This window comes from Oliverpabstia sp., from assembly GCF_022785585.1.
In the GTDB taxonomy this organism is placed as follows: Bacteria; Bacillota; Clostridia; order Lachnospirales; family Lachnospiraceae; genus Oliverpabstia; species Oliverpabstia intestinalis.
Genome location: NZ_JALFPR010000030.1, coordinates 34,095 through 56,279 on the forward strand (window position 1 = coordinate 34,095; position 22,185 = coordinate 56,279).

At 44.3% G+C, this 22,185-nt stretch carries 23 protein-coding genes and 1 tRNA gene; 20 read left to right on the forward strand and 4 right to left on the reverse strand.

What is annotated here, in order from left to right:
* Nucleotides 1–51: 51 nt before the first annotated feature.
* The gene (locus tag MSA64_RS01640; RefSeq protein ID WP_154431636.1) at nt 52–1,278 is read right to left on the reverse strand and encodes a tRNA(Met) cytidine acetate ligase; all 1,227 of its coding nucleotides are present in this window, start codon (nt 1,276–1,278) and stop codon (nt 52–54) included.
* Nucleotides 1,279–1,456: 178 nt separating this feature from the next.
* On the opposite strand from MSA64_RS01640, the gene pta reads away from it, so the two are divergent.
* The 4 genes from pta (at nt 1,457) to rpmF (ending at nt 4,615) form a co-directional block, all read left to right on the forward strand.
* Nucleotides 1,457–2,452 (forward strand): phosphate acetyltransferase, encoded by a 996-nt coding sequence (gene pta, locus MSA64_RS01645; RefSeq protein WP_022172630.1) that lies wholly within the window; start codon nt 1,457–1,459, stop codon nt 2,450–2,452.
* 40 nt (nt 2,453–2,492) lie between these two features.
* A complete protein-coding gene (locus MSA64_RS01650; protein ID WP_106493355.1) occupies nt 2,493–3,683 on the forward strand; it encodes an acetate/propionate family kinase in 1,191 nt (396 codons plus the stop codon).
* Between the two features lie 218 nt (nt 3,684–3,901).
* Nucleotides 3,902–4,429: a YceD family protein gene (locus MSA64_RS01655; protein ID WP_154431635.1), complete on the forward strand. Its 528-nt coding sequence runs from the start codon at nt 3,902–3,904 to the stop codon at nt 4,427–4,429.
* 3 nt (nt 4,430–4,432) lie between these two features.
* Nucleotides 4,433–4,615 carry a 50S ribosomal protein L32 gene (gene rpmF / locus MSA64_RS01660; RefSeq protein WP_022172627.1) on the forward strand — a complete coding sequence of 61 codons (183 nt, stop codon included), beginning with the start codon at nt 4,433–4,435 and terminating at the stop codon, nt 4,613–4,615.
* A gap of 273 nt (nt 4,616–4,888) precedes the next feature.
* On the opposite strand, the gene MSA64_RS01665 is transcribed toward rpmF, so the two are convergent.
* On the reverse strand, nt 4,889–5,089 hold the full coding sequence (locus tag MSA64_RS01665; protein ID WP_022171257.1) for a cold-shock protein: 201 nt from the start codon (nt 5,087–5,089) through the stop codon (nt 4,889–4,891).
* Between the two features lie 332 nt (nt 5,090–5,421).
* Between MSA64_RS01665 and MSA64_RS01670 the strand changes: the two genes are divergently transcribed.
* From MSA64_RS01670 to purD, 15 genes are all read left to right on the forward strand, one after another.
* Nucleotides 5,422–6,702, forward strand: coding sequence for a dihydroorotase (locus tag MSA64_RS01670; protein WP_154431634.1), 1,281 nt, complete (start codon nt 5,422–5,424; stop codon nt 6,700–6,702).
* Nucleotides 6,703–6,750: 48 nt separating this feature from the next.
* Nucleotides 6,751–7,680 (forward strand): orotidine-5'-phosphate decarboxylase, encoded by a 930-nt coding sequence (gene pyrF / locus MSA64_RS01675; protein WP_022399842.1) that lies wholly within the window; start codon nt 6,751–6,753, stop codon nt 7,678–7,680.
* Nucleotides 7,681–7,705: 25 nt separating this feature from the next.
* On the forward strand, nt 7,706–8,488 hold the full coding sequence (locus MSA64_RS01680; protein ID WP_287890269.1) for a dihydroorotate dehydrogenase electron transfer subunit: 783 nt from the start codon (nt 7,706–7,708) through the stop codon (nt 8,486–8,488).
* A complete protein-coding gene (locus tag MSA64_RS01685; RefSeq protein ID WP_287890271.1) occupies nt 8,488–9,390 on the forward strand; it encodes a dihydroorotate dehydrogenase in 903 nt (300 codons plus the stop codon). Before MSA64_RS01680 ends, MSA64_RS01685 begins: the two co-directional genes overlap by 1 nt.
* Nucleotides 9,391–9,679: 289 nt before the next feature.
* Nucleotides 9,680–10,360, forward strand: coding sequence for an orotate phosphoribosyltransferase (gene pyrE, locus MSA64_RS01690; RefSeq protein ID WP_022171252.1), 681 nt, complete (start codon nt 9,680–9,682; stop codon nt 10,358–10,360).
* Nucleotides 10,361–10,380: 20 nt separating this feature from the next.
* The gene (locus MSA64_RS01695; protein ID WP_022171251.1) at nt 10,381–10,536 is read left to right on the forward strand and encodes a hypothetical protein; all 156 of its coding nucleotides are present in this window, start codon (nt 10,381–10,383) and stop codon (nt 10,534–10,536) included.
* 44 nt (nt 10,537–10,580) lie between these two features.
* The gene (locus tag MSA64_RS01700; protein WP_277664294.1) at nt 10,581–11,054 is read left to right on the forward strand and encodes a VanZ family protein; all 474 of its coding nucleotides are present in this window, start codon (nt 10,581–10,583) and stop codon (nt 11,052–11,054) included.
* The gene (locus MSA64_RS01705; protein WP_277664295.1) at nt 11,038–11,352 is read left to right on the forward strand and encodes a DUF6142 family protein; all 315 of its coding nucleotides are present in this window, start codon (nt 11,038–11,040) and stop codon (nt 11,350–11,352) included. The genes MSA64_RS01700 and MSA64_RS01705 overlap by 17 nt, the downstream gene beginning before the upstream one ends.
* A gap of 30 nt (nt 11,353–11,382) precedes the next feature.
* Nucleotides 11,383–13,443 (forward strand): aminopeptidase, encoded by a 2,061-nt coding sequence (locus MSA64_RS01710; RefSeq protein ID WP_287890273.1) that lies wholly within the window; start codon nt 11,383–11,385, stop codon nt 13,441–13,443.
* 358 nt (nt 13,444–13,801) lie between these two features.
* Nucleotides 13,802–14,839, forward strand: a complete 1,038-nt coding sequence (locus MSA64_RS01715; protein WP_154431630.1) for a Gfo/Idh/MocA family protein — start codon at nt 13,802–13,804, stop codon at nt 14,837–14,839.
* A 20-nt stretch (nt 14,840–14,859) separates the two neighbouring features.
* A complete protein-coding gene (locus MSA64_RS01720) occupies nt 14,860–15,696 on the forward strand; it encodes a sugar phosphate isomerase/epimerase family protein (RefSeq protein ID WP_154431629.1) in 837 nt (278 codons plus the stop codon).
* 182 nt (nt 15,697–15,878) lie between these two features.
* Nucleotides 15,879–16,385, forward strand: a complete 507-nt coding sequence (gene purE / locus MSA64_RS01725) for a 5-(carboxyamino)imidazole ribonucleotide mutase (protein WP_022171245.1) — start codon at nt 15,879–15,881, stop codon at nt 16,383–16,385.
* Nucleotides 16,386–16,414: 29 nt separating this feature from the next.
* Nucleotides 16,415–17,440, forward strand: coding sequence for a phosphoribosylformylglycinamidine cyclo-ligase (gene purM / locus MSA64_RS01730; RefSeq protein ID WP_022171244.1), 1,026 nt, complete (start codon nt 16,415–16,417; stop codon nt 17,438–17,440).
* On the forward strand, nt 17,434–18,057 hold the full coding sequence (gene purN / locus MSA64_RS01735; protein ID WP_287890274.1) for a phosphoribosylglycinamide formyltransferase: 624 nt from the start codon (nt 17,434–17,436) through the stop codon (nt 18,055–18,057). Before purM ends, purN begins: the two co-directional genes overlap by 7 nt.
* Before the next feature lie 11 nt (nt 18,058–18,068).
* Complete coding sequence (gene purD, locus MSA64_RS01740; protein ID WP_022171242.1) at nt 18,069–19,340, forward strand: phosphoribosylamine--glycine ligase; 1,272 nt, start codon at nt 18,069–18,071, stop codon at nt 19,338–19,340.
* A gap of 74 nt (nt 19,341–19,414) precedes the next feature.
* Here purD and MSA64_RS01745 read toward each other — a convergent pair whose 3' ends face one another.
* Complete coding sequence (locus tag MSA64_RS01745; protein ID WP_287890276.1) at nt 19,415–20,395, reverse strand: Gfo/Idh/MocA family protein; 981 nt, start codon at nt 20,393–20,395, stop codon at nt 19,415–19,417.
* Nucleotides 20,396–20,640: 245 nt separating this feature from the next.
* Here MSA64_RS01745 and MSA64_RS01750 point away from each other — a divergent pair, with 245 nt between their 5' ends.
* Complete coding sequence (locus tag MSA64_RS01750) at nt 20,641–21,219, forward strand: dTDP-4-dehydrorhamnose 3,5-epimerase family protein (protein ID WP_022171240.1); 579 nt, start codon at nt 20,641–20,643, stop codon at nt 21,217–21,219.
* Between the two features lie 631 nt (nt 21,220–21,850).
* On the opposite strand, the gene MSA64_RS01755 is transcribed toward MSA64_RS01750, so the two are convergent.
* Nucleotides 21,851–21,934 (reverse strand) — tRNA-Leu (locus tag MSA64_RS01755).
* Between the last annotated feature and the right edge of the window lie 251 nt (nt 21,935–22,185).

The window sequence follows — 22,185 nt, forward strand, 5'->3', positions numbered from 1 at the left end:
AAACTGCAGATAACAGGAAAAACAGTTATCTGCAGAAAAAAGATATCGTTATCAGGGAAGAATTACGAGAGGTTTTCGGTATTCATGCACAAATGTGGTGCGATATTTTTCACACCAGACAGTCTCGTAAAGATTTGAAATCTCCACATTTTTTGAAAAAACAGCTGCGGTTTCGTCGGACAACAGGGAAGATGCATCTGCTGCTTTTGTAATGACCGGAATGGAACTGTGTTTTTTGAGCTCAGAAAGAACCGGTGCTGCTTGACGGCGAAAACCGAGAAGCCTTGCGTAGGAAAGTGCAGGGACATGGGAAATCTGCAGCAGACAGTGCATCAGCATACGACAGATCCGGCTGTAGGTGAGTTCCCGCGTTTTTAAGAGTGCTGCATACTGTCCCCAGCTTTCATAAGAACCTCTGGTGTGAAAGAGACGCTGTACAAAGGCCGGTGTAACATCCTGATAAGCTGCAAGCTGAGCCTTGTCAGAAGAAAACAGAAGCCAGCGAAGATAAGGAGAAAAATCTTCCTCATCCAGAAACTGTGGGCAGGAAAAAGTCTGCGAAAGAAGCGCAGATATGGCGGGCGGAAAACAGGAAGACACAGCAGCGTCTGACATCTTACAGTCCGCAGATTTCCACAGGGCACGGATGGCAGATGCAGAGGGAAACTGTCCATTCAATGAGTTGTCGTGATAGGCATTTCCTTCACGTTTTACCGTAAGCGGCCGAATCGTACTGTTCTGCCGACAGAGTGCTTTACAGTATTCCACACCGAGAATATTATTCGGTGTCTGCAAAAAGGTTCCGGTATCGGCATCGGTGTCTGAAAGTAGTTCCTGGAGAGTGAGACTGCGCGCTTTTGGAAAGGATTCTCCTTTTTTTAGATATTTTTTTATAAGATTCTGGTATTCCGGTGTCTCAGCGGAGAGAAAAGACCCGAGTTTCAAAAACGGTTCAATCGTTCCGCTTTCGCTTCCAAAAGAAAGAACGTCCACACAACCGAGTCCGTCAAGAAGTCCGACGGCATTCTGTGCAAAGAATTCTGCACTCTCGCAGGCATGGGTTGACGGCAGCTCGAAGACAAGATCCGCACCACCGAGAAGTGCCATCCGGGTGCGCAGATGCTTGGAATACAGGGCAGGTGCTCCCCGCTGTACAAAATCTCCGCTCAGGACAACAATGATATAATCGGCTCCTGTAAGTTCTCTTGTTTTTTGTATATGATAAGCATGTCCAGTGTGAAACGGATTATATTCCGCAATGATTCCGGCAATTTTCATGGTTGCACCTCAAAAAATACATAAATTATTTTCTCATTCTAACAGGGAAGATGTAGAAAAACAAGGCTTTCCGGAGAAATAGCGAAGATATGTTAAAAAATTAACTAACCTTGTCACTGTAAAGGAAAAAGAGTATAATTTTATGTAGTGAGCAAAATAGGAAAGGAGTCATGAAATCATGGGATTTATTGACACAATCAAAGCAAGAGCAAAAGCTGATAAGAAGGTAATTGTACTTCCGGAAACCGAAGACAGAAGAACATATGAAGCAACTGCACAGATCCTGAAAGAAGGAATCGCAGATGTTGTTCTGGTTGGTAGCGAGGAAGCAATCAAAAAAGGCAGTGAAGGACTGGATATTTCCGGTGCAAAGATCGTAGATCCTGCTACATCCGAAAAAACCCAGGGATATATTGACAAACTGGTAGAACTGAGAAGCAAAAAAGGTATGACACCGGAACAGGCAAAAGAGATTCTGTTAAACCAGTATCTGTACTACGGTGTTATGATGGTTAAAATGGGTGATGCAGACGGAATGGTATCCGGTGCATGCCACTCTACAGCAGATACACTGAGACCGTGTCTGCAGATTCTGAAAACAAAACCGGGAACAAAACTGGTATCCGCATTCTTCCTGATGGTAGTTCCGGATTGCGAATATGGCGCAAACGGTACTTTCGTATTTGCAGATTCCGGACTGAACCAGAATCCGAATCCGGAAGAACTGGCAGCTATCGCAGCTTCCTCCGCAGAATCCTTCAAACTGTTGGTTGAAGAAGAACCTGTAGTAGCTATGCTGTCTCATTCTACAAAAGGCAGTGCAAAACATGCCGATGTAGATAAAGTTGTAGAAGCTACAAGAATCGCAAAAGAACAGAATCCGGACCTGAAACTGGATGGAGAATTCCAGCTGGATGCGGCTATCGTACCGAGCGTTGGTGCTTCCAAAGCTCCGGGAAGTGAAGTAGCAGGAAAAGCAAATACTCTGATCTTCCCTGACCTGGATGCAGGAAACATCGGATACAAACTGGTACAGAGACTGGCAAAAGCAGAAGCATACGGACCTGTAACACAGGGTATCGCAAAACCTGTAAACGACCTGTCCCGTGGATGCTCAGCAGAAGATATCGTTGGTGTTGTTGCAATCACAGCAGTACAGTGCCAGGCGGAATAAAACAGATACATAAAAGTATGTTTAATTGGAGGAAGAAAACATGAACGTATTAGTAATCAACTGCGGAAGTTCATCTCTGAAATATCAGCTGATCAACTCCGATACAGAAGAAGTTCTGGCAAAAGGTCTCTGTGAGAGAATCGGAATTGACGGAAGACTGGTATACCAGAAAGCAGGATGCGACAAAGAAATCACAGAAGCTTCCATGCCGACACATAAAGAAGCGATCCAGATGGTTCTGGATGCCCTGACCAATGAAAAAACAGGTGCAATCGCAAGCCTGAAAGAAGTAAATGCAATCGGACACCGTGTCGTACACGGCGGAGAAAAATTTGCGTCTTCCGTAGTTATCACAGACGAAGTAATCCAGGCCGTAGAAGAGTGCAACGATCTGGCACCTCTGCACAACCCGGCAAACCTGATCGGTATCCGTGTATGCGGCGAACTGATGCCAGGTGTACCGCAGGTAGCAGTATTTGATACCGCTTTCCATCAGACCATGCCTGCAAAAGCATATCTGTATGGTCTGCCACTGGAATACTATAAAAACTACAAAGTAAGAAGATACGGTTTCCACGGTACAAGCCACAGCTTCGTATCCAAACGTGCGGTAGAATTCCTGGGACTGAATCCGGAAAACTCAAAAGTAATCGTTTGCCACCTGGGTAACGGATCTTCTATCAGTGCCGTAGTAAACGGTAAATGTGTAGATACAACCATGGGTCTGACTCCACTGGAAGGCGTTGTTATGGGAACCCGTTCCGGTAACATCGATCCGGCTATCATGGAATTCATCGCAAAGAAAGAAAACCTGGATATCTCCGGTATGATGAATGTACTGAACAAAAAATCCGGTCTGTTCGGTCTGTCCGGCGGTCTGTCAAGTGACTTCCGTGACCTGAATGAAGCAGCAGAAGGCGGAAACCAGGATGCAGCAAATGCAATTGACGTTCTGGCATACGGCATCGCAAAATTCGTTGGTGGCTATGTAGCAGCTATGAACGGAGTAGATGCAATCGTATTTACCGCAGGTATCGGTGAGAATGCAATTCCGGTACGCGAAAAAGTAGTAAGCTATCTGGGTTATCTGGGAGTTACATTGGACAAAGATGCTAACGGACACAGAGGAGAAGAAATTGTAATTTCTACTTCTGATTCAAAAGTAAAAGTTGCAGTAATTCCGACGAATGAAGAGCTGGCTATCTGCCGTGAAACAGTAGCTCTGGTATAAGATCAGAGAGTATATGAAATAGTATATAAAATAGTATATAATAGAAGAAAGTCCCCTTTTGACTGTAAGCCGAAGGGGATTTTCTTCCCACTGAAAGAAAGGATAATCTGCAAATATTAAAAGAATATTTCAGAAATATTGCAGGTTGTCAGGAAAAAAACAGTTGACAAAAAGAAAATGCTTCTGTATAATTGGAGAAGTGTGGTTAGGAGTGAATTATGCTGATTGATTTATCCAAATTACTGACTCATGAAGGAAAGCAACAACAGGTGGAAATATTGCCGTCAGGAGATACTTTTTCCTGTGAACTGGGTGAGTTTTCTTATGGAGAGAAGGAGCCGGTGCTGTTGACAATCAAGCACAAGGAGAATCAGATTCTGAATATCTGTGCAAGAGGTCAGGTTGCTGTATGGATTCCATGTTCCAGATGTCTGGAGCCGGTGTTGGTATCGTGTCCGGTCGATTACGATGAGGAGATTGATATGAAGCTGTCCGAGGAAGAACGGATTGAGGCATTGGATGAAAGCAGTTTTATCCAGAACAAAGAGCTGGATACCGATAAGCTGCTGCATAATGAAGTACTAATCAATTGGCCAATGCGGGTACTCTGCAAAGAGGACTGTAAAGGAATCTGTAGCCGTTGTGGAGCAAATCTGAATCAGGGATCCTGTGATTGCGATACGGCAGATTTAGATCCCAGAATGGCTGTTATCAGTGATATATTTAAGAATTTTAAGGAGGTGTAACTGATGTCCATCTGTCCAAAGAATAAATCATCTAAAGCCAGAAGAGATAAAAGAAGAGCAAACTGGAAAATGGCTGCTCCGAACCTGGTAAAATGCAGCAAATGTGGTGCGCTGATGATGCCTCACAGAGTATGCAAAGCTTGTGGTTCCTACAACAAGAGAGAAATCGTTTCTCAGGAAGCTTAATTCAAGCAATAAAAAACAGATCCGTAAGGGTCTGTTTTTTTGTTGCGTTACATATCAATAATCATCCAGTGGACCAATTTTGATTTTACAGTAAGCTGCTGCTCTGTAAAGTAAAATACCTCGCGGCATATTCGTTGTTTTTATATAAAAGTGGGGAAACGATGTGCTGGCCAGAGCGCAGAAACAGACAGGTGAAATGAGTTTTAATAAAAAGGAGCAACAAAAAACCGACAGACTATCAAAAGCCTGCCGGTTTTCTGTTGTTCTTAAAAATTATAATTTTACAACGTTAGCTGCCTGCATTCCGCGAGCGCCTTCGGTTAAATCATAAGTTACAGCCTGTCCTTCATCTAAGGATTTGAAGCCTTCTCCCTGGATTGCAGAGAAATGAACGAATACATCTGCTCCGTCTTCTCCTGTGATGAAACCATAGCCTTTTTCAGCATTGAACCATTTTACAGTTCCCTTGTTCATGATATTACCTCCATAAAATAAAATAAATAGAAAATATAATGCAGAAGAATAATTCCAGAGATAAAAAAATCCACCCGGCTCTGGAGATTAGCATTGATAAAATAAATAATAATCCCGTTCAGCCCGATGGGTAATATTAGATATATCCAATTTCCTTCTACAATGCTCATTATAGTTGGAATATTTGTAAAAGTCAAGCAGAAAAAGGCTTTATTTCAGTACAGTTTTCGTGTATGATAGTAGATGGAAACCAGGGTTCCTTACAGAGAGAGGGAACGAAAAAAAGTGTGAAGATATGCAAAAGATGCAGAAGCTTCAGGAAAGGATGCAATATGAAAATCCTGATAAAAAATGGTCATGTGATCGATCCGGATACAAAGCTGGATCAGGTTGCAGATGTACTGCTGGAAGATGATAAGATCCAGGAAGTAAAAGAAAACATCAAGGATAAAGCGGACAGGGTGATTGATGCCAGAGGCTGCTACGTCATGCCAGGGCTGATCGATATGCATGTACATCTGCGTGATCCGGGGCTGACACATAAAGAGGATGTATTTACCGGATCGAAGGCTGCGGCAAGGGGTGGTGTTACCACGCTGGTTGCCATGCCAAACACAAAACCGGTCATTGATAATCCGGAACGGCTTTCTTATGTAAAAAATAAAGCAATGCAGTGTAATCTGGTCAATGTCCTGCAGGCAGGAGCTATCACTCAGGGGATGAAAGGCGAGGAGCTTTCTGATATTGAAGGGATGGTTCAGGCGGGCGCGCCGGCGATCAGTGAGGATGGAAAATCTGTTATGAATGCGCAGATTTATAAAGAAGCGATGCAGATTGCAGCACGCATGAATATTCCGGTACTGGCACATTGTGAAGATATTCATATGGTAAACGGAGGCTGTATGAACGAAGATACCAATTCCGAGAAGTTTGGTCTGCCTGGAATTTGTAACGCAGTGGAGGATACTATTGTAGCAAGAGATATTTTGATCGCAAAAGATACCGGATGCCACCTGCATCTTTGTCATTGTTCCACAAAAGACAGTGAAGTGATGCTGCGTCTGGCAAAAGAAGAAGGAATCTCTGTAACCGGTGAAGTATGCCCCCATCATTTTACACTGACTTCGGATGATATCGTGGAAGGTGATACTAATTATAAGATGAATCCGCCACTGCGCACAAAAGAAGATCGGCAGGCACTTCTGGAAGGACTGAAAAATGATGTCTTTGATGTGATCAGCACCGACCATGCACCACATACGATGGTGGAAAAGGGTGTTTCTATGAAGAGCGCACCATTCGGCATCGTGGGACTGGAAACCAGTGTATCGCTGACTATCACTGAACTGGTGGACAAAGGATGGATCACACCGATGCAGATGGCAGAAAAAATGAGTTACAATCCGGCGCAGATCCTGCATCTTACAAACAAAGGTTCCCTGAAACCAGGAAAAGATGCGGATGTGGTTGTGATCGACCCGAAAGAATCTTATGTGATCGATGTGAAAGATTTTGTATCGAAGGGTAAGAACACACCGTTCCAGGGTAAAAAAGTAAACGGTAAAGTTAAAGTGACGATCTGTGGTGGAAGAGTCGTGTACGAAGATAAATAAAACAAGAAAAGGCAACATACAGAAAGCAAAAGGCGAGGAGAAAAACAGATGATTAACAAATTGATTGAAAAAATCCAGAAAACACATGCACCGATCGTAGTAGGTCTTGATCCGATGTTAAATTATGTACCGGAACATATCCAGAAACGTGCATTTGCAGAGTATGGTGAGACACTCGAAGGAGCAGCAGAAGCCATCTGGCAGTTCAACAAAGAGATTGTGGATGCTACCTATGATCTGATCCCGGCGGTAAAACCACAGGTTGCCATGTATGAGCAGTTTGGTATCGAAGGTGTGAAAGCGTTTAAAAAGACCGTGGATTACTGCCATGAAAAAGGACTGGTAGTTATCGGTGATGTAAAACGTGGAGATATCGGTTCTACTTCCGAGGCCTACGCGGTAGGGCATCTGGGAAAAGTAAAAGTAGGTTCCCAGCAGTTCGCAGGATTTGATGAGGATTTCGCTACGGTCAATCCGTATCTCGGTTCTGACGGCATCAAACCGTTCATCAAGGTCTGCAAAGAAGAAAACAAAGGTCTGTTTATCCTGGTAAAAACATCCAATCCGTCCAGTGGAGAATTCCAGGATCGTCTGATCGACGGTCGTCCGCTGTATGAGTGGGTAGGAGAACAGGTAGACGCATGGGGCAAAGAACATATGGGAGATTCTTATAGTTATATCGGCGCGGTCGTAGGAGCAACTTATCCGGAACAGGGAAAAGTATTAAGAAAACTGATGCCGAAGACCTTTATTCTGGTACCTGGCTACGGCGCACAGGGTGGAAGAGGAAAAGATCTGGTACATTTCTTTAATGAAGACGGACTGGGTGCGATCATCAACTCTTCCAGAGGTATCATCGCAGCATACAAACAGGAAGCATATGCACAGTTTGGATCTCAGAACTTTGCAGAGGCATCTCGTCAGGCGGTAAAAGATATGATCGCAGATATCGACGGTGCACTGCAGGCGGCAAAATAAACTGGAAAAGACAGGAGTATCGAACATGAAAAAGAAAGAAATCTGTACTGTGATCCGTCAGAAAGAAATTGGTGACGGAATCTTCAGCATGTGGATCCAGACGGAAAACATTGGGAAAGAAGCAAAACCGGGACAGTTCGTATCGTTGTATAGTAAGGATGGAAGCAAACTACTTCCGCGTCCGATCAGTCTATGTGAGATCGACCGGGAAAACAGCCGACTTCGTCTGGTGTATCGTGTCACGGGAGCGAAGACCGGAACCGAAGAGTTTTCCAGACTGAAAGCCGGAGATACGATCCCGGTGATCGGACCGCTGGGAAATGGCTTCCCTGTAGAAAAAGCAGAAGGAAAACGAGCTTTTCTGATGGGCGGAGGTATCGGAGTACCGCCGATCCTGGAACTGGCAAAACAGATGCAGTGTGAGAAAAAACAGATCGTTGTGGGATACCGTAACGCGCAGACGTTCTTAAAAGAAGAATTCGAAGCAGCCGGAGAACTATATATTTCCACAGAAGATGGCAGTGTGGGAACAAAAGGAAATGTAATGGATGCGATCCGGGAACAGAAATTGGAAGCGGATATCATCTATGCCTGTGGTCCGACACCGATGCTTCGGGCGATCAAACAGTATGCCGAGGCAAATAACATCGAATGTTATATTTCACTGGAAGAGCGTATGGCATGCGGTATCGGTGCCTGTCTGGCATGTGTCTGCAAGTCAAAAGAAAAAGATGCACACAGCAACGTGAACAACAAGAGAATCTGTAAAGACGGACCGGTCTTTCTTTCTACGGAGGTGGAAATCTGATGGATATGAGTGTAAATATTGCCGGCGTAGAATGGCAAAATCCGGTAACTGTTGCATCCGGAACTTTTGGATCCGGAGAAGAATTTTCAGAATATGTGGATCTGAACCGCCTGGGTGCAGTGACCACCAAAGGTGTGGCAAATGTTCCTTGGAGCGGCAATCCTACACCCCGTGTGGCAGAAGTCTACGGCGGTATGATGAATGCGATCGGTCTGCAGAACCCGGGAATCGATCTGTTCTGTAAGCGAGATATCCCGTTTCTGAAAAAGTATGATACAAAAATCATTGTCAATGTATGTGGCCATGCACCGGAAGAATATCTGGCAGTAGTAGAAAGGCTGGCAGACGAACCGATTGATATGATGGAGATCAATATTTCCTGTCCAAATGTAAATGCGGGATTTCTGGCTTTCGGTCAGGATGCACACCATGTGGAAGAACTGACCGGGCAGATTAAAAAAATTGCAAAACAGCCAGTGATTATGAAACTGACACCGAATGTGACAGATATCACAGAAATCGCAGAGGCAGCGGAAGCCGGTGGTGCCGATGCGGTATCTCTGATCAACACACTGACCGGTATGAAGATCGATATCAACAGAAAGACCTTTGCCCTGGCAAATAAAACCGGTGGTGTATCCGGTCCGATCGTAAAACCGATTGCTGTCCGCATGGTCTATCAGGTGGCACAGGCAGTCAACATCCCGATCATCGGTATGGGTGGTATCTCCTGTGCAGAAGATGCAATCGAATTCATCCTTGCCGGAGCAAGCGCCGTATCCGTGGGAACGGCCAACTTCCACAATCCTGCAGTGACGATGGAAGTGATCGACGGAATCGAAGACTATATGAAGAAAAACGGATTCACATCAGTAAAAGATATGGTAGGCATTGTTCGATAGGTGAAAATGGAGATTTATTAATTTATCACTAGAAAGTAACAAAGGTTTTTGCTATAATAAGAACAGGTAAAGGCACCGGAAGAAAAATATTTCTTCCGGTGCCTTTTTGCGGTGTATTGAATTAAGTCGTACTTCTTACTCTCACAATTCTCAAAAATATTTGCAATCCGCTCAGTTTTCGCGAGACCGGAATTTATGCAACAGTTGAAAAAAAGTGCGTAACGTAGTATACTTATACTAAATATGGAAAAATTCGGGCACAAGCCGTAAAACAGGAGGATGACAGAGCATGGAACAGTATAAGCAGGATTTTATTAAATTTATGGTAGAGAGTGATGTATTAAAATTTGGAGACTTTACTCTGAAAAGCGGAAGAAAATCTCCGTTTTTTATGAATGCAGGTGCGTATGTGACAGGATCGCAGCTGAAAAGACTGGGTGAATATTATGCAAAAGCGATTCATGATATCTACGGAGACGATTTTGACGTATTATTCGGACCGGCCTACAAAGGAATTCCGCTTGGTGTTGTAACTGCTATTGCTTACAGTGAACTGTATGGAAAAGAAGTACGTTACTGTTCCGACAGAAAAGAAGAAAAAGATCACGGTGCAGATAAAGGAAGCTTTCTGGGAAGTAAATTAAAAGACGGTGACAGAGTCATCATGATCGAGGATGTTACAACTTCCGGAAAATCCATGGAGGAGACTGTGCCAAAAGTAAGAAATGCAGCAGATGTAACAATCGTTGGTCTGATGGTATCCCTGAATCGTATGGAAGTAGGAAAAGGTGGAAAAAAATGTGCACTGGATGAAATTAAAGATCTGTACGGATTTGACACAGCAGCGATCGTATCCATGGCTGATGTGGTAGAATGCCTGTATAATAAAGAATGTAACGGAAAAGTAGTGATCGACGATACATTAAAAGCAGCCATCGATGCATATTATGAACAGTACGGTGCAAAATAGAAGGGAAAGAGGTAAAAGATATGAGTAATGAAAAAATTTACCGAACAATTTCCCACAGCGGCGGTGCCAGCCTTGCACTTGGCATCGTGGTACTGGTGACAGGAATTGTCTCCGGTGTGCTGATGATCGTAACAGGAGCAAAACTTCTGAAACAGAAATATCAGATTACTTTTTAGAAAGAAGGCAGCCAGAGTACGGGGATCAAGGGGTAAAAAAAGAAGTGAAAGATGAAGCAAAAAACAGAATCCGGGTCATAAGCTGGATTCTGTTTGTGATTTATATAGGATTGCTGATCTACTTTCTGTTTCTCTCGGAAGAATATGGAAGGACAAGTTTTGATCAGCGGATGTATCGATACAATCTGACACCATTTCAGGAAATCAAAAGGTTCTGGATCTATCGCCACCGGGTAGGATTCTGGGTGTCATTTCTGAATCTGGCAGGCAATGTGATCGGCTTCCTTCCGTTTGGGTTCTTTCTTCCGATTCTGAGCAGACGATTACGGAATGGTGTTCTGGTAACTATGTCAGGATTCGGATTAAGTCTTCTGGTGGAGTCCATTCAGCTTATTTTTAAGGTGGGATGTTTTGATGTGGATGATCTGATCTTAAATACACTGGGGGTATTGTTTGGATATCTGTCCTTTTGGATCTGTAATGGGATAAGGAGAATGATTTATGAGAAGAAAATTTAAATACACATTTACCAGAAAAGAAGAGACAGAAGGCGGTTTTTCTTCATTGGTGTTTGCCGCCTGCTCCCTGATACTGTTTCTGGTATCTGCGTGCCTCTCGTTTTTCTGGGAAGGGAAAGCGGAAAGCTGGATCGGAGCGCTTGGTCTGATGGCGGTACTTTTTTCGGTCAGCGGCTTTTTGATCGGAATGAAGAGCTTTAAAGAAAAAGGGAAAAACTATCGGTTCAGTGTGATGGGAGCGATGGCGAACGGAGTGATTTCTGTTGGATGGCTGGCATTGATTCTCATTGGATTATAAAACGAGAAAAGTAAAAGAAATGTAGAGGGAATGTCTGTGGATGAATTAGCAAAAGAAAGATATGATCTGGCAGTGGAACGGATCCGGGAGATTCGGGAGGAAAAGACAGTGGCTGAGCCCTATCTGGATTTTTTTACAAAGACAGCCGGATTTCTGGAAGAGATGATCTGCCTGCGGAACCGGGTAGAAACCGGAGAGATGAAAAAACTTTCACTGGAAGAACTGCGCCTGGAAAATATCGGGTATTATCAGGATATTCTGCCGGAAAATTATCCGACCTCTTATTCAAGTCCGGATTATGCGGCAAAGATACTGGGAGAAGATCTGGGTGTACTGTTAAGCTTCCTGTATACGGAACTTCGAGGTATGATCGTGTATGCCTGGGAACAGAAAGAATGGGATTTTCTGGTAGGATTGGAACTGTTTTTACAGGTGTATAGTGAGTTTGAGGACGGAGAAGTACCGACCAGGGAAAATGTGAGGAAAATCTTATACTGGTATGTGAACGATTACTGTCAGGAAATGGTAGAAGAACGGATACGCCAGGCGGTGGATCCGGCTCTGGATTTTGCAGTAAAGATCATAAAAGATGCAGATCTGACGGATCTGCGTTATCTGTATCAGTTCGGCGAATATGTGACCGAAGAGGAAGAAAAGACCGCCGCCTTTTTAAATACATTGCCGGAAGAAGAAATTACTGCGATGGCGCGCACCTATACGGAAGGCTATCGGATAGGCTTTATCGCTACCGGCAAAGATCTGTCCAGAAAGAAAACCGTGAATATTCGGTATGTGCTGGGATTTGAGCGGATGATCCGTGCTGCGATTACGCAGTTTGAGCAAATGGGATTACAGCCGGTGATCTACCGGAGTGCTGTGCACATGGTAAATAAGGGACTGCACCGGATCGGCTATTACGGAGCGATTCCGAATCCGCAGTTTGACTATGACCATCGTAACGATATTGCACTGTATCTGGATGATGATTTTGTCAGCCGGAAGCTGCGGGCAACCCGCGGGGCATATGAAACTTATAAGGAACTGGCGGGTGTGCATGCCGGACCTGCCGTTGTGGAAATCTTCGGAGAACGGCCATTTGTACCGGAGACCTGTGAATATGCGATGAAGCTTACGGAAAAGCAGCAGAAGTTAAAAGTGCATATGCAAAATGAGATTGGTCAGATTACGAACCGCTATATCAAAGGCGAGGAGAGAAGTTTCACGATCATCGCCTATCCGGTACCGGCGATCGGAGATCAGTTTGAAGAAATCTTTCGTGAGACGGTAAAAATCAATACGTTGGACTATAATCTGTATCAGCAGATTCAGCAAAAGCTGATCGATGCACTGGATCTCGGAACGAGTGTGCATATTCTGGGAAAAGGTGAAAACCGGACAGATCTGCGTGTACAGCTACACAAGCTGGAAGATCCGGAAAAACAGACAAATTTTGAAAACTGCGTGGCAGATGTCAATATCCCGGTGGGAGAAGTCTTTACCTCCCCGAAACTGATGGGAACAAACGGAAAACTGCATGTAACAAAAGTTTATCTCAATGAGCTGCAGTATCAGAATCTGGAACTGGTTTTTACAGATGGAAAGATTACAGAGTATAGCTGCACCAATTTTGATTCCGAAGAGGAAAATAAAAAATATATCCGGGAAAATATTCTCTATCATCACCCGACACTTCCGATGGGTGAGTTTGCGATCGGAACCAATACAACGGCATACCGGGTGGCGAGAGAATATGGTATCGAGGCGAAACTTCCGATTTTGATTGCAGAAAAGACGGGACCGCACTTTGCGGTGGGGGATACCTGTTACAGCTGGGCGGAAGATACGAAAGTATATAATCCGGATGGAAAAGAAATCATAGCAAGAGATAATGAAGTTTCAATTCTGAGAAAAGAAGATGTGAGCAAAGCATATTTGGGCTGTCACACCGATATCACGATTCCGTATGATGAACTGGGAGCCATCCTGGTTGAGACAGCGGATGGAAGAGAGATTCCGCTGATTCAGGACGGAAGATTTGTTCTTGCGGGAACAGAAGAATTGAATAAAGAGCTGGACGCACTGGAAAAATAAAAAAGTACACAGAGGATAAAAAAGCGACCGGAAATCAGAGAGAACCTTGAAAAGTTCTGAGCTGATTTCCGGTCGCTTTTGAAATTTGAGCAGGTAAAAATAAAAATTGACAGAAATTACAGGCAATGCTAATGTAAAAGAGAAAAAAAGCAAAAAACACAGTAACTATTCAGTAGCCACTGTACCGCGAAGTGTTTTGGCATGAATATGCCAAAATCCTGAGACATACAAGCCAAAATGCCATCACCGAAGGTGATTTTAAATGCATTTTGGCTCGTAACTGTGAAGGTACTGAACAGTTACAAAACACAAAATAATACATAAATACACAGGAAACAGCAAGAGGAGGTATCAAAAGATGAAAGTAGGAGTCATTGGATGTGGCGGAATGGGAACTACCCATTATCTGTCCTTAAAAGTTCTGTCTTCCCAGATGGATGTGGAAGTGGTCGCACTGGCAGACTGCCGGGAAGAATTTTTACAGAAAGCAGCAGCAGAATTTCCCGAAGCGCGGACATATACATATGGAATGGAGCTGATCGAACGTGAAAATCTGGATGCAGTACATATCTGCCTTCCAAGCTACCTGCATACAGAGCATGCCGTAGCAGCTATGAAAAAGGGCATGAATGTTCTGGTAGAAAAACCGGTCTGCCTGACCAGAGAAGAAGGAGAACTGCTTTTGGAGACACAGAAAGAAACAGGAGTGAAAGTCATGGTAGGACAGGTGGTCCGTGCCTTTGACGAATACCGCTATCTGAAAGAAGTGTACGATAACAAGACACTCGGAAAGCTTAAATCGATCGTGATGCAACGTGTGAGCGGCAATGTCCGCTGGGGATTTGAGGGATGGTTCCATGATGAGAAAAAGAGTGGTTCCGTTGTGCTGGATCTTCATATCCATGACCTGGATTTTTTGAGATACATGCTGGGTGAGCCGGATGATTTTGAAGTACGGGCAACGACATTTGATTCCGGTATGATTAATCAGGTAATCACCACCTATGAGTTCGGTGATATATTTGCTACGGCAGAAGGGGTGTGGGATGTGTCTCCGATACCGAAATTCCAGGCAGGATTCCGGGCGTATTTTGAAAATGGAACTGTTTACTTTAATCAGGCAGGGCAGCCGGGGCTTGCGGTATACAAAGCTGATGGAACAGAGATCGTTCCCGAGTTGCATCCGGAGTATGAGGGGCAGACGAATACCGGTATCAACATCACGAATCTTGGACCATATTATACAGAAATCAAATATTTTCTGGAATGTCTGCGGGATGGCAAAGAAATCACCCTCGCACCGCTTCAGGAAGGCGTAAAATCCGTAGAACAGGCACTGGAAGAGTGGGAAGCTGCAAAGCTGTATCTTCGTGAGAAAAAAGAAATGTATATCTGAGAACATGCAGGAGGGAACATATGCGGGTAGGAGTGATCGTCCGTATGGAAGCGGACACAGACATTAACGAAAAATTTGCGGAAGTCCGTGCGATGGGCATGGAGAGCTGTCAGCTGGTATGCTGGGAGCGGAAGATTATCAACGATGAGAAGGCAGCAGAAGCGATTCTGGCGGCAGCTGAAAAACACGGGATTACCATCAGTGCATTCTGGTGTGGCTGGGGTGGCCGAAAAGTCTGGGATTTTTATGATGGTCAGCTGACCCTGGGTCTGGTCCCGGCAGATTACCGGGCAGAACGGGTAAGGATGCTTCTGGAAGGCTCTGATTTTGCAAAAAAACTCGGTGTTACCGATTTTGTCACCCATGTAGGGTATATGCCGGAAAATCCATATGATACGAACTATCAGGGAACACTGAATGCCTGTAAGGAAGTGGCAGAACGGTGTAAAAAGAACGGACAGGTCTTCCTGTTCGAGACCGGACAGGAGACTCCGGTCACATTGAAACGGGCGCTGCAGGATATCGAAAAAGATGTGGGCGAAGGATGCGTGGGAGTGAATCTGGATCCGGCGAATCTTTTAATGTACGGAAAAGCCAACCCGGTGGATGCGCTGGAGGTCTTCGGGGAATATGTGCGCGGCGTCCACGGAAAAGACGGAAAATACCCGACGGACGGTCATTTCCTTGGAGAAGAAGTGCCGATCGGGCAGGGAAAGGTCAATTATCCGGTCTTTATCGAACGGTTAAAAGAAGTGGGATATGACGGAGATATTACCATCGAGAGAGAAATCTCAGGAGAAGAACAGAAAAAAGATATTTTGGCAGGAAAAGAATATCTGGAACAACTGATCGGATAACAGAGAAGAAAAGAGAACAGCTTGTTGGGAGGTTCTCTTTTTTTGGCTGTTCCTGGCAATTTTCATGATTTATATTGACAAGAAGTGACAGACTTAGTATTATTACTAATAAGTAGAGATGAATTAATTAAAACTACTTATAAGAGAAACTAATAAGTATTTATGAGCAAAGGAGACAAGCAATGGCTAAAGTAGGAATTGTTATGGGAAGTGATTCTGACATGCCGGTGATGAGCAAAGCCGCAGCAATGTTGGAAAAATTAGGCGTAGATTACGAGATGACGATTATTTCTGCACACAGAGAACCAGATGTATTCTTTGAGTATGCGAAGAGCGCAGAGGAGAAAGGATTTAAAGTAATCATTGCAGGCGCCGGTATGGCTGCCCATCTGCCGGGTATGTGTGCTGCTATTTTCCCGATGCCGGTTATCGGTATCCCGATGCATACCACTTCTCTGGGAGGCAGAGATTCCCTGTACTCGATCGTACAGATGCCGACCGGTATCCCGGTGGCAACCGTGGCAATCAACGGAGGAGCCAATGCAGCGATTCTCGCAGCGAAGATTCTTGCAACATCTGATGATGCGCTGCTCTCCCGCCTGAAAGCATATACACAGGAAATGAAAGAAGAAGTAGAAGCAAAAGACGCAAAATTAAAAGAAGTAGGATATAAGAACTATACAAAATAAAAGTGCCGCAGAGCAGATGGAGGATCAAGATGGATTACAAGAAAGCTGGAGTAGATATTGAAGCAGGTTACAAATCCGTAGAACTGATGAAGGAACATGTAAAAAGAACCATGAGAGAAGAAGTTCTTGGCGGACTTGGCGGATTTTCCGGTGCATTTTCTCTGAAAAAGATCAAAGAGATGGAAGATCCGGTACTGCTGTCCGGAACAGACGGATGCGGAACCAAAGTAAAACTGGCGATGATCATGGACAAACACGATACCATTGGAATCGATGCGGTTGCCATGTGTGTGAATGATATTGCCTGTGCAGGCGGAGAACCATTATTCTTCTTGGATTACATTGCCTGCGGTAAGAACTATCCGGAGAAGATCGCACAGATCGTAAGCGGTGTGGCAGAAGGATGCGTACAGTCCGATGCAGCCCTGATCGGTGGCGAGACTGCAGAACATCCAGGTCTGATGCCGGAAGAGGAATACGATCTGGCAGGATTTGCCGTTGGTGTCTGCGACAGAAAAGAGATGATCACCGGCGAAAACCTGAAAGACGGAGATGTACTGATCGGTATGGCATCCACAGGCGTACACAGCAACGGATTTTCTCTTGTAAGAAAAGTTTTCGATATGACAAAAGAATCCCTGGATACCTATTATGACGAACTGGGAACTACACTGGGAGAGGCTCTGCTGGCTCCTACAAGAATCTATGTAAAAGCACTGAAAAATGTAAAAAATGCAGGTGTGACCGTAAAAGCATGCAGCCATATCACCGGTGGCGGATTCTATGAAAATATTCCGCGTATGTTAAAAGACGGTGTTCACGCAGTGATCGAAAAAGACAGCTATCCGATCCCTCCGATCTTTACCCTGATGGCAAAGAAAGGGAATATCGAAGAGCAGATGATGTACAACACTTACAACATGGGTATCGGTATGATCGTTGCCGTAGATCCTGCAGATGTGGACAAGACCATGGAAGCCATGCGTGCAGCAGGTGATACTCCGTACGTTGTAGGTAAAATCACAGAAGGTGAAAAGGGAGTGACCTTATGTTAAAAATGGCAGTTCTGGTATCAGGCGGCGGTACCAATCTTCAGGCGATCATTGACAGCATAACAAACGGAACCATCACCAATGCGGAGATTTCCGTTGTGATCAGTAACAATGCAAATGCCTATGCACTGGAACGGGCAAGGAAACATGGCATCGAAGCAAGATGCATTTCACCAAAAGAGTATGAGACGAGAGAGGCATTTAACAAGGCTCTTCTGGCGGCTATTCAGTCCTATGGTGTAGATCTGGTGGTACTGGCAGGATGTCTGGTTGTGATTCCGGAGATCATGGTAAAAGCTTATCCGAATAGAATCATCAACATTCATCCGGCGCTGATCCCGTCTTTTTGCGGAACCGGCTATTATGGACTGAAAGTTCATGAGGGTGTGTTGAAAAGAGGCGTAAAAGTAACCGGAGCTACTGTGCATTTTGTGGATGAGGGAACGGATACCGGCCCTATCATTCTGCAGAAAGCGGTGGAGGTGAAAGAGGGAGATACCCCGGAGATTCTGCAGCGGAGAGTTATGGAAGAGGCAGAATGGGTGATCATGCCGAAAGCGATTGATCTGATTGCAAATGATAAGATAGAGGTAGTTGACGGACTGGTAAGATCCAGATAGGAGGAAAAGACATGAAAGTACTGATCGTAGGGAGCGGCGGAAGAGAACATGCTATCGCATGGAAAGTGGCACAGAGTCCGAAAGTTGACAAAATCTACTGTGCGCCGGGCAATGCGGGAATTGAAGAATATGCAGAATGTGTCAATATCGGTGCGATGGAGTTTGACAAACTGGTGGCTTTTGCAAAAGAAAAAGAGATTGATCTGACCGTTATCGGTATGGACGATCCGCTGGTTGGCGGCGTGGTAGATGCTTTTGAGGCAGAAGGACTGCGTGTGTTCGGACCGAGAAAAAATGCAGCGATCCTGGAAGGTTCCAAAGCATTTTCCAAAGATCTGATGAAAAAATACAACATTCCGACAGCTGCTTATGAAAACTTTACCGATCCGCAGGAAGCACTTGCTTATCTGGAAACTGCAAAATTCCCGATCGTTTTAAAAGCGGACGGACTGGCACTTGGAAAAGGTGTACTGATCTGCAACACACTGGAAGAAGCAAAAGACGGTGTGAAAGAGATCATGGAAGATAAAAAGTTCGGCAGTGCCGGCAATACAATGGTGATTGAAGAGTTCATGACCGGTCGTGAGGTGTCCGTTCTGACTTATGTGGATGGAAAAACCATCAAACCGATGACTTCCGCACAGGATCACAAACGTGCGAAAGACGGAGATCAGGGGCTGAATACCGGTGGTATGGGAACTTTCTCTCCAAGTCCGTTCTATACCGAAGAAGTGGATGCATTCTGTAAGGCACACATCTATCAGGCAACGGTAGATGCGATGGCAGCAGAGGGAAGAGAATTCAAGGGAATCATTTTCTTCGGCCTGATGCTGACTGCCGATGGCCCGAAGGTTCTGGAATACAATGCCCGTTTCGGTGATCCGGAGGCACAGGTCGTTCTTCCGAGAATGAAGACGGATATCGTCGATGTGTTTGAAGCATGTATCGATGGAACACTGGATCAGATCGATCTGGAATTCGAAGACAATGCAGCCGTGTGCGTCGTTCTGGCATCTGACGGGTATCCGGTATCTTATCAGAAAGGCTTCCCGATCAAAGGACTGGATGCATTCAAAGAAAAAGAAGGTTACTATGTATTCCACGCAGGAACCGCAAAGAAAGACGGACAGATCGTGACAAACGGTGGTCGTGTGCTTGGAGTAGTAGCTAAAGGAGATGACCTGAAACAGGCGAGAGCGAATGCGTATAAAGCTATCGATCTTGTAGAGTTTGATAATAAATATTATCGTCATGATATTGGAAAAGCGATTGACGAGGCATAAGATAAGGTAAAAAATAACAGGGGCAGAAGACGAAAGAAGAATCGTTTTCTGCCCCTGTTTTGAAAGATAAAAAATCAACCTTCTTCTTCCTCAGGATATCTCATCCCCCAGTCTTTCCGGATCGAGGTCATCATATCCATCACATCGATCGTATAGTCGAGATGCATCCGGTTTTCCTCTCCGGCGACAGCCACTTCCATATCGGCCACTTCGTATTCCAGCGCCCGGTCGGTAGAACCGACGGATACCACTTCTTTGTGACCGTCTTCCGTATAAGTGATGATAGCTTCCTCGCCCCGCGGATACTCGAACAGTTCGATGTAAGCCTTATCAAAAGAGATCGTTCCTCGTTTTGGCTGTTTGGCATGCAGAGACAAAATGACGGTAGCCATCTCCCCCTCCTTGTTTTTCAACAAAATCGATGCCTGCTCATCCACGCCGGTAGGTGCGTATTTTACCTGAGAGAGAATCTGATCCGGCTTTGAGGACATAAACCAGCGAAGGAAAGACAGCGCATACACACCGATATCCAGCAGTGCTCCGCCCGCGAGATTCCGGTTGAAAAAGCGGTTTTTCATGTCATACTCTTTGTAACTTCCGAAGTTCATCTGCAAAAGCCGAAGTTCCCCGAATTCCCCGGTATCCATCCGGCTGCGAAGTTCCTTGTAGATTGGCATGTGGAAAATCGTCATGGCCTCGGCAAGAACTACATGATGTTTTTCAGCGAGACGAACCGCTTCTTCCAGTTCTTCAGCGTTGAGGGTAATGGATTTTTCACAGAGTACATGTTTTCCGGCACTTAAAGCCTTCCGAAGGTAGGAAATATGTGTGTTATGCGGAGTGGAAATATAGATAATGTCCACCTCATTATCCGAAAATACATCGTCAATCTGATCATAAACTTTATCAATTCCATATTTTTCAGCAAAAGCAACTGCCTTTTCGTGCGTACGGTTTGCTACGGAATATAGTTTCCGTCCGTTTGCAGCAAACGCCTGTGCCAGCTGATTGGCGATCACGCCACATCCGAGAGTAGCCCATTTATATTCTTTCATAACGGTGTCCTTTCTTACTCTATCTATAAGATTTTGTCATGTATTTATTATAGCGAAGAGAAAAGAAGGGTGCAAGTGGGAAGTATTGTGTTGACAGTGACTGGGACGGTTCAGATCATTACTTTGCTCCTGTTCACAGTAACATTACTTTTTAGAAACACAGGGAAAATACAGAAAACATTTGCAGAAATAAGGTAAATTGTGTATGATATAACTAAAAATAAAAAGAAAAAAGGGGGTATCCGATGACGTTGCAAATATATCCTTTTTCAGCATCCGAATCAAAGATTGATGGATTGCGTATTATTAATGTAAAAATGGTGACGGATGATCGAGGCACAGTGAGAGAACTCTATCGTGAGAGTAGCCATTCAGAAGTTTTACCGGAAACACTTTCTTCGTGGAAACAGATAAATTTAACACGTACAAAACGTGGAGCGGTTCGCGGTCTGCATGGAGAAGCCATGGCAAAGCTGGTTACAGTGGCAACCGGTTCCGTATTTGGTGTGTATGTGGATACAAGACCGGACAGTAAAACATTTGGTGCAGTAGAAACAGTACATATTACACCTGGAATACAGGTTTTTGTTCCACAGGGCGTGTGCAACGGATTTCAGGCGTTGGAAGAAGGAACAGAGTATTTATATTTCTTTGATAACGAGTGGGCTCCGGGAATGTCAGGAACAGCATTGACTCCTTTAGACAATGAACTGGGAATAGAATGGCCGATTCCTATTGAAAAAGACAATCGTGAACAGCTTTCGGAGAAGGATGCCAAAGCACCGACACTTCGGGAATTGAAAGAAATATTAAAATGTGAATAATGTGATTTTATTCTAAATATTACAATAGAACCTTAGTTGGAAAATTCAAATGAGCACTTGCAAAAACAAGTGCTCAAGTGTATAATCTAATTAGAAAGGTAATCGGATATAACTCCGATTTGCCCTCTGTTAAAAACTATTAAAGAAATAGCATCCTAAACTTTGGGCGGTAGAGGATGCTATTTCTTTTTGCGTTTCTTTTTACGCTTATGCTTCTTTTATGATTGTCTATGTAAGACAGAGCCTCAAAAACTACTAACAATAAAGTAAGGACTTCCATTGTGTTCATAGGGCATCACCCTCCTTTCGTAAGATCAGAGGGCATCAAATAATCGGAAAATCACATCCTGCTTTCTATTCGATTGTACAAATGTAGTGTATCATATTGCGAACAAATGTTCAAATGGAAAGTATTCGTATGAATAGAATAAAAATTAAAACATTACATTTTCACCCGAACCAACACCGAACAAAAAGACCAACTGGTTTTATCCGCCCTACAGCCACCACAAGATATAGTAGCCCCACCACCCAAAAACGTGAGACAGCGTGAGACAAAAATCGTATCATTCAGACAATAAAAAAGCAGAAAACCTGAATAAAATCAAAGCTTTCTGCCCTTTTCTCTGTATGCGGGAGATGGGACTTGAACCCACACGAGCATACACCCACAAGATCCTTAGTCTTGCCTGTCTGCCAATTCCAGCACTCCCGCTCGCTTTCTTTCTCTGAAAGACAAGTGATATTATATCGTTGAAAAACAGAAAAGTCAACACTTTTTTTGAAAAAAACACAAAAAAATTAAAAATAGACAGTCAGAGGTCCGCGCGGTATAATAAAGCCGACATAAACATACGATCCCGACAGCGAATGTCAGGCACCGTTTGGCAGGAGGGTATCAATGAACGAGAAAGAGAAAGTATTAACACATCTGGATATTCCATATTCCTATGAGCTGGCAAAACG